Below are 6,158 nucleotides of genomic sequence, written 5' to 3' on the forward strand. Positions count from 1 at the left end.
GCTATTCCTGTCGGGTAAGTATGTAAACCGTGTTCGAGGTGCGCGTATCCTTGTGCGCCGCGTGGAGTTCCATGCCGAAGCTGCGGGCCGTTTGCTCCAGTTCCGAAGTCGAGGTGAAGTGCAGTTCGCCGTCGGTCTTGTTGAACCCGACGATTTTCGTCGACCATAGCTCGGTCATCGCCGTGGCCTTGTGCCGCCGGGCCTTGCTGCTGTCGCCGTCGCGGACGATAATCCGTCCGCCCGGGTTGAGCCGCGCCGCGCACCGCCCGATAAGGGTGCGCTGCTCTTCGCGCTGCATGTAGTGCAGCACGTCGACGAGCAGGAACACGTCGGCTTCGGGCAGTTCCGCCGTGCGCAAATCGGCGTGCAGGAAGGTCGTTTCGGGCCGCCGCAGGAAACTGTGGCGTGCGGTTTCTATCTTCTCCGCGTCGTAATCCATGCCGACGATGCGGCGGCGGTCGGAGAGCATCGCGAGCATGTAGCTCAACGGCCCGTACCCGCAGCCGAGGTCCACGACGGTTCCCTCGCGCGGCACGATGCGGTCGAACAGTTCGTAGCATCGCTCCAGCCGTATCTTGATGCGCATGTACCACTCCAGTACGGGCCCTTTGTAGGTATAGCTCTTGATGAGCATGTCGCGGAAATAGGGGTTGCACGGGCGGTTGTAGCGCTCGTAGAGCTTCCGGTATTCCCCGCGCATCAGGCGGCAGGCGGCTTTGGACACATCCGAGCACTGTGCGGGGTCGCCGGCGGCGATGCGCGGCAGGATGCGGCTCACGACCAGTCCGTGCTTGATGTAAATGGGCTGCCGTTTCGACGAAATCATGCCGTTGCCGTAGAGGCAGATGGGCAGGATGTCCAGCCCGAGCTTCCCGGCGAGGTAGAACGCCCCCTTGTGGAAACGTCCGATTTTCCCGTCCGCCGAGCGCGTGCCTTCGGGAAAGACGATTACGCTGTATCCCTCGGCGACTTTCTGTGTGAGCGCCGGGGCGAGGCGCTCGTATCCGTCCGCCGCGTGGTAGAAGCCCAGGTAGCGGACGATGCGTCCGAATACCGGCGAGCGCCATACCCAGCCGTTGGTCACCATCACGGCTTTGGGACAGATGCTCAACAGCACGAGGATGTCGATGAACGACTGGTGGTTGGCAATCACGACCGCGGGCCGCGCGAATGTTTCGCCCGGTTCGTTCTCCCGGATGGTTTTCGTGGTGAACATCGCCCGCAGGAAGCCCCGCGTCATGTGGTGGATCGACCACTGTACGATGCGCTGTTTGCGGCGGCGTGCCATCGGCAGCGGCCAGAGCGTGAAAATCAGCGCCTGCAGCAGCTGGCAGCCCGTCACGAACAGCCCGAACGCGTAGAACGTGTTCAGCAGGCTTCCCAGCGTGTAGGGCGCGCCGCCCTTTTCGGTCTGTGACGATACGAGCATCCGGAACAGCACGGGCTGTATCGTGTAGGAAACCAGCACCACGGCGACGATGCCGAACAGGGAGATCAGCGCCAGCGAGTGCAGGGCCGGGTGGCGTGCGAAAATCAGCGCCCCGAGTCCGACCACCACCGTGAAGGCCGAGAAGAAAATCGCGGTCTTGTGCGTGTCGAGCATCCTGCGTCCGGTCTTGTATTCGCTCAACAGGCCGTCCATGATGAAGATGCTGAAGTCGTCGCCGATGCCGAATATGAAGGTCGAGAGGATAATCGTCACGATGTTGAATTCGACGCCGAACAGGGCCATCAGCCCGAGGATGATGACCCACCCGATGCCCATCGGCAGCAGCGACATCACCGTCAGTTCGATGCGCCCGTAGCAGAGGAAGAGCGCCATGGTGACCAGTATCGACGAAATCGAGAGAATCAGGTAAAAATTGTGGTTGACGCTCTGCGCCATCTTCCCGGCATAGAACGCGCGGTCGGCGACCACGATGTCGTCCGCGGCGGAGAAGGTCGCGTAAACCTCCTGTTTGCAGCTGTCGGCCAGCGTCACGTGGCTTAAAAACAGGGGCGTTGTGCCGTGTCCGTCGACCCATTCACGGAACACTTCGCGCGCGGCGGCCGACGAGTAGTCCAGTTGCGTGTACGTTTTTTCGGTCAGTTGCAGCGCGCCGCCGAATGCGCCCTGGGCGAAGCCGTACCTCCGTTCTGCCTCCCGGATGCCTTCGCGCAGTGTTTCCCGCCGCTGCGTAGTCCAGAATTTTTGCCACCGCTCCAGCCGCCGCTGTTGTTCGGCGCTGTCGACCACGAACGGGGCTATTCCGGCGTAGGAGTCGATTTTTCCCGCCCGTTTGAGCGAGTCGAGCTGCCGCTCGAGGTGCAGGTAGCCTGCCACGGCTTCGGCCTGCGTGTCGCCCGTCGTGATGAAGAGCACTTTCGCGTGTTCGCCGTCGTCGTCCATCAGCCGGCTCAACCGCTGCTGTGCCGGGACGAGGTGGGGAGCGTCGTAGTTGAGGTGCATCATGTCGCTGTCGAAGCCGATGCGGTTGAAGAAAAAGAGGCATACCAGCGTGAGCAGCAGGATTGCTGCCACCAGCGGCCTGCTTCGGTCGGGACGCATTCCCGTGAGGCGCTCCACGCCCCGCAGCACCGCAGACCCCCCCCCGCGTTCCCCCTTCCGTATCAGGTGGGGCAGCACTGCGAGGCTGAAAAACGTCGTTCCCACCAATGTCAGCGACGCGAACAGCCCGAAGTCGCGCAGCAGCTGCGAGTCGGTGAACAGCAGCCCGGCAAAGGCGCCGATGGTCGTTATGCTGCCGATGGTCAGCGGATAGGCCAAATCGCGGATAATCTGCCGCGGGTCGTGACAGTGGTTGGCGTGGCAGAGGATGTGTATCGAGTAACTCAGGGCGATGCCCATCACGACGGTTCCCGCACCCACGGCGATCGACGAGATTGTGTGGCACACGAGCGACATGAGCGCCAGGGCGAACAGCCCGCCGAGCGCTACGGGAATCAGGGCCAGCAGTACGGCGAATTTGTTGCGGAACGAGAGGGTGATGAAGATTACGATTACGAGGATGGCGATGTTCAGCGTCAGCATCATGTCGCGCTTGATCTGCCGTGCGTTGTAAGCCGCCACGGCCGGGGCGCCGTAATAGTCGATTGTGATGCCCGTTGCGGCATATTCCGCGTTGAGCTCCCCGAGCACCGACTCGATTCGTTCGACCAGCCGGTCGCCGACGCCCGTGTCGCCGCTCTCGTACTGCGGCGAGATGAAGACGGCGAGCGTTGCCATGTCCTTCGAGAAGAGGTAGTCGTCGCAGAGCGTGTAGTTGCCCCCGATATTGAGTCGCTGCAGTTTGCCCAGCACCCCGAACGACAGCCCGAGCGGGTCGTCGTAGATGTATTCGTCGATGAAGCCCCCGACGGGCGACAGCAGCCGGCGGTAGTTTTCCTCCATCGCCCGGGCGATGCCCTGCCGGGTGACGAGCGTGTCCATGCGCGCGTAATCGGCCTCGGTGAGCAGCAGCGGCAGGTTGCCCTGCAGGAATGCCCGCATGTTGTCGATTAGATCGCTGCCGAACGAGGCCTCCGCCTCGGCGTAGCGCCTGAAAAGCGTGTCGGCGCCGAGCCGGGCCGCCAGGGCGTCGGCACAGGCCATCATCTGCTCGGGCGGCACCTGCACTCCCTGCCGGGCGTTGACCATCACGACGATTTTATCCTTGATTTTCAGGTTCGAGAACGCCGCGGCGGCTTTCCGTTCCCCGTCGGGGAAGAATCCGGTGATGTTCTCGCTGAACCGCAGCTGCAGCGCAACCGCTCCCATCGCCGCGAGCGCTACCGCCAGCAGCGTGAAGAGCAGTGTGCGGCGGGTTTCGAAAAAGTCGTACAGGGCGATGAAGAATTTATTCATGGCGAGGCATGCGTTTACAGGATACGAGCAGGGTGTAGCCGATCGCCGTCGCGGCGATTGCGCATACGGCGGCCATCGTGAAACTGCCCACGATATACTGGAACATGTCGGCGGCCACCCGCTCGAGGGTGATGTCCGAGAGCGCCAGCGGCATGTCGCGCTGCAGCACCTGCGCCCCCGTCCAGTAGCTGCCGTAGAGGATCAAGGGGATCATCGGCGGAATGCTGATGTTCGAGCTGATGATCGCCACGGCCTTGTTCAGCCGCGTGAAGTGGGCCGTGACTCCCGCCGCAATCATCTGGTAGCCCCACAGCGGGGCGATTCCGAAGAAGATGCCCAGCCCGATCGAGGCGGCCAGCCGCGGGTTCGAGTCCCGCGAGCGGGTGACGTTGTCGGCGATGAAGCGGCGGATGTTCTCTTTGGTGAGCGACCGCAGGAACCGCCACGGGTAGTAGAACAGCAGCGCCCCGAGCACGAGGAACGTGTTGAGGATGCTGATGCGCGTGAAATCCTTGCCCGGCCGGAAATGCGACACGCGCTCGCTCTTTTCGGGGTAGAAAACGTTTACGGGAATGTTGCGCACGGCGATTCCGCGCCAGGCGGCCCGCACCAGCACCTCCACTTCGAATTCGTAGCGCCGGGTGATGAATTTCATCCCTTTCATCCGCTGCACGGGGTAGAGCCGGAATCCCGACTGGGTGTCCTCCATCCGGATTCCCGTTTCGATGCGGAACCAGAAATTCGAGAATTTGTTGGCGAAGGTGTTCTTTCCCGGCATGTTGTCCGAGTGCAGGTTGCGCGCCCCGACCAGCAGTGCGTCGGGGGTCTTTGCGGCCTCCCGGACGAATTCCGGGATGTCCGAGGCGAAGTGCTGCCCGTCCGAGTCGATTGTCAGCATGTAGCGGTAGCCGTGCTCCCCGGCGTAGCGCAACGCCCGGCGTATGGCGTACCCCTTGCCGCGGTTGGGCGCGTAGGAGACGGACGCGACCTCCGTTCGGGCGAGTATCTGCGCCGTCGCGTCGGTCGAGCCGTCGTTCACGACCAGTACGTCCGTGCAGTAGCGGCGCACGTCGGCAATCACGCGGGCGAGGGTCTTTTCGTTGTTGTAGGTCGGGATTACCGCCAGTATGTCGTTCTTTTCGCCGGTCATAGCTCTTCGCTGACGGTTCCTTTGAGTTTGAGTGCCGTTTTGCCGTCGTTGGCGACGGTGCAGACGAGTTTCTTCGCCGCGGGTCCGTCGTCCGCGAGCCGGATGTCGATGTCGAGCAAGTCGTCCGCCTGCGGGACGATCATGCCGAGGAATTTGCATTCGCGGATTGCCGTGTAGCGGAACCTGCGCCCCGTGCCGCGGCGCAGGCACTCCCGGACGATTTGCAGCGTGCAGACGCCCGGCAGCACCGGATGCCCGGGGAAATGACCTCCGTAGACCGGATGCGACGCATCGAGCCGCACCCGGAATGCGAGCCGGTCGCCGGCGGACAGGTAGTTGTCCATGCTGCTGAATAGTTCCTGCATCGTTTTCGGCATCGGGTCAGGGATTGAACCTCGCGGAATCGACCGGGAGGTTGAAACGTTTGTTGCGGAAGTCGTACACCGAATACCCGCCCCCGGTTTCGGCCAGCGACATGCAATCGAGCGTCATGTCTTCGAGGTCGAAGCGGAGCGTGAGCGAGTCGATGTACTTGCGGGCGCGCTTCGACTCGGGCACCATTCGCACGGTGCCGGCACCGTCCTGCTCGCTGTAGGTGATGTGCCACCCCTGGCCGAACTGCGTGAGGTCGCCCGTCATGCTGGCGCGGATCATCAGCGCTACCTGTTGCAGCATCGGGTTGGCCGACGTGGCGGTTTCGGTCACCTGTCCGCCCGTTTTCAGGATGATGCGGTCGTCGCGGATGATGATTTTGTCGCCTGCGGGAGAGGTGTAGTCGAGCGCCATGGCCCGGGCGTTGTCGTAATAGAAGCGGCCTTTCAGCTCCACCTCGTTTTTCATCCGGCGTACCTGCTTGCGCTGCGTGAAGTCGCATTGGATGGTCTTGTTCTTGCTGCTGGCCGCCGCCAGGCGTTCCTTGAACGACTCGGGCAGCTGGGCCCGGGCCGTAAGCCCCGACAGCAGCAGGACGGGGATAAACAGGAGTGTGGTTATCTTCATCGTTTTTCGTTTTTGAACAGTTCGCCCACGGTCGCCGTGCCGTAGCCGCAGCGCCGCAGGTCGTCGAGTACCATTGCCAGCAGGCGTTCCGCCCCGGGTCGGTCGTCGTGCAGCAGAATCACCTTGCCGTCGCCCAGCCGGCGGCGGATGCGGCGCGCCACGGCT

At 62.9% G+C, this 6,158-nt stretch carries 4 protein-coding genes; all 4 read right to left on the bottom strand.

Translation table 11 applies throughout. The features are described from left to right. Window position 1: 1 nt before the first annotated feature. The 4 genes from QZT71_RS02200 to QZT71_RS02215 are packed head-to-tail and all read right to left on the bottom strand — an operon-like array spanning window position 2 to window position 5,993. Window positions 2–3,844: a trifunctional MMPL family transporter/lysophospholipid acyltransferase/class I SAM-dependent methyltransferase gene (locus QZT71_RS02200; RefSeq protein WP_295911795.1), complete on the bottom strand. Its 3,843-nt coding sequence runs from the start codon at window positions 3,842–3,844 to the stop codon at window positions 2–4. Next, window positions 3,837–4,994, bottom strand: a complete 1,158-nt coding sequence (locus tag QZT71_RS02205; RefSeq protein ID WP_295911797.1) for a DUF2062 domain-containing protein — start codon at window positions 4,992–4,994, stop codon at window positions 3,837–3,839. Before QZT71_RS02205 ends, QZT71_RS02200 begins: the two co-directional genes overlap by 8 nt. Continuing rightward, the gene (locus QZT71_RS02210; RefSeq protein ID WP_295911800.1) at window positions 4,991–5,359 is read right to left on the bottom strand and encodes a beta-hydroxyacyl-ACP dehydratase; all 369 of its coding nucleotides are present in this window, start codon (window positions 5,357–5,359) and stop codon (window positions 4,991–4,993) included. Before QZT71_RS02210 ends, QZT71_RS02205 begins: the two co-directional genes overlap by 4 nt. A gap of 16 nt (window positions 5,360–5,375) precedes the next feature. After that, the gene (locus QZT71_RS02215) at window positions 5,376–5,993 is read right to left on the bottom strand and encodes an outer membrane lipoprotein carrier protein LolA (RefSeq protein WP_295911802.1); all 618 of its coding nucleotides are present in this window, start codon (window positions 5,991–5,993) and stop codon (window positions 5,376–5,378) included. Window positions 5,994–6,158: the final 165 nt, after the last annotated feature.

The sequence above is a fragment of the uncultured Alistipes sp. genome (assembly GCF_902388705.1).
Classification (GTDB): domain Bacteria; phylum Bacteroidota; class Bacteroidia; order Bacteroidales; family Rikenellaceae; genus Alistipes.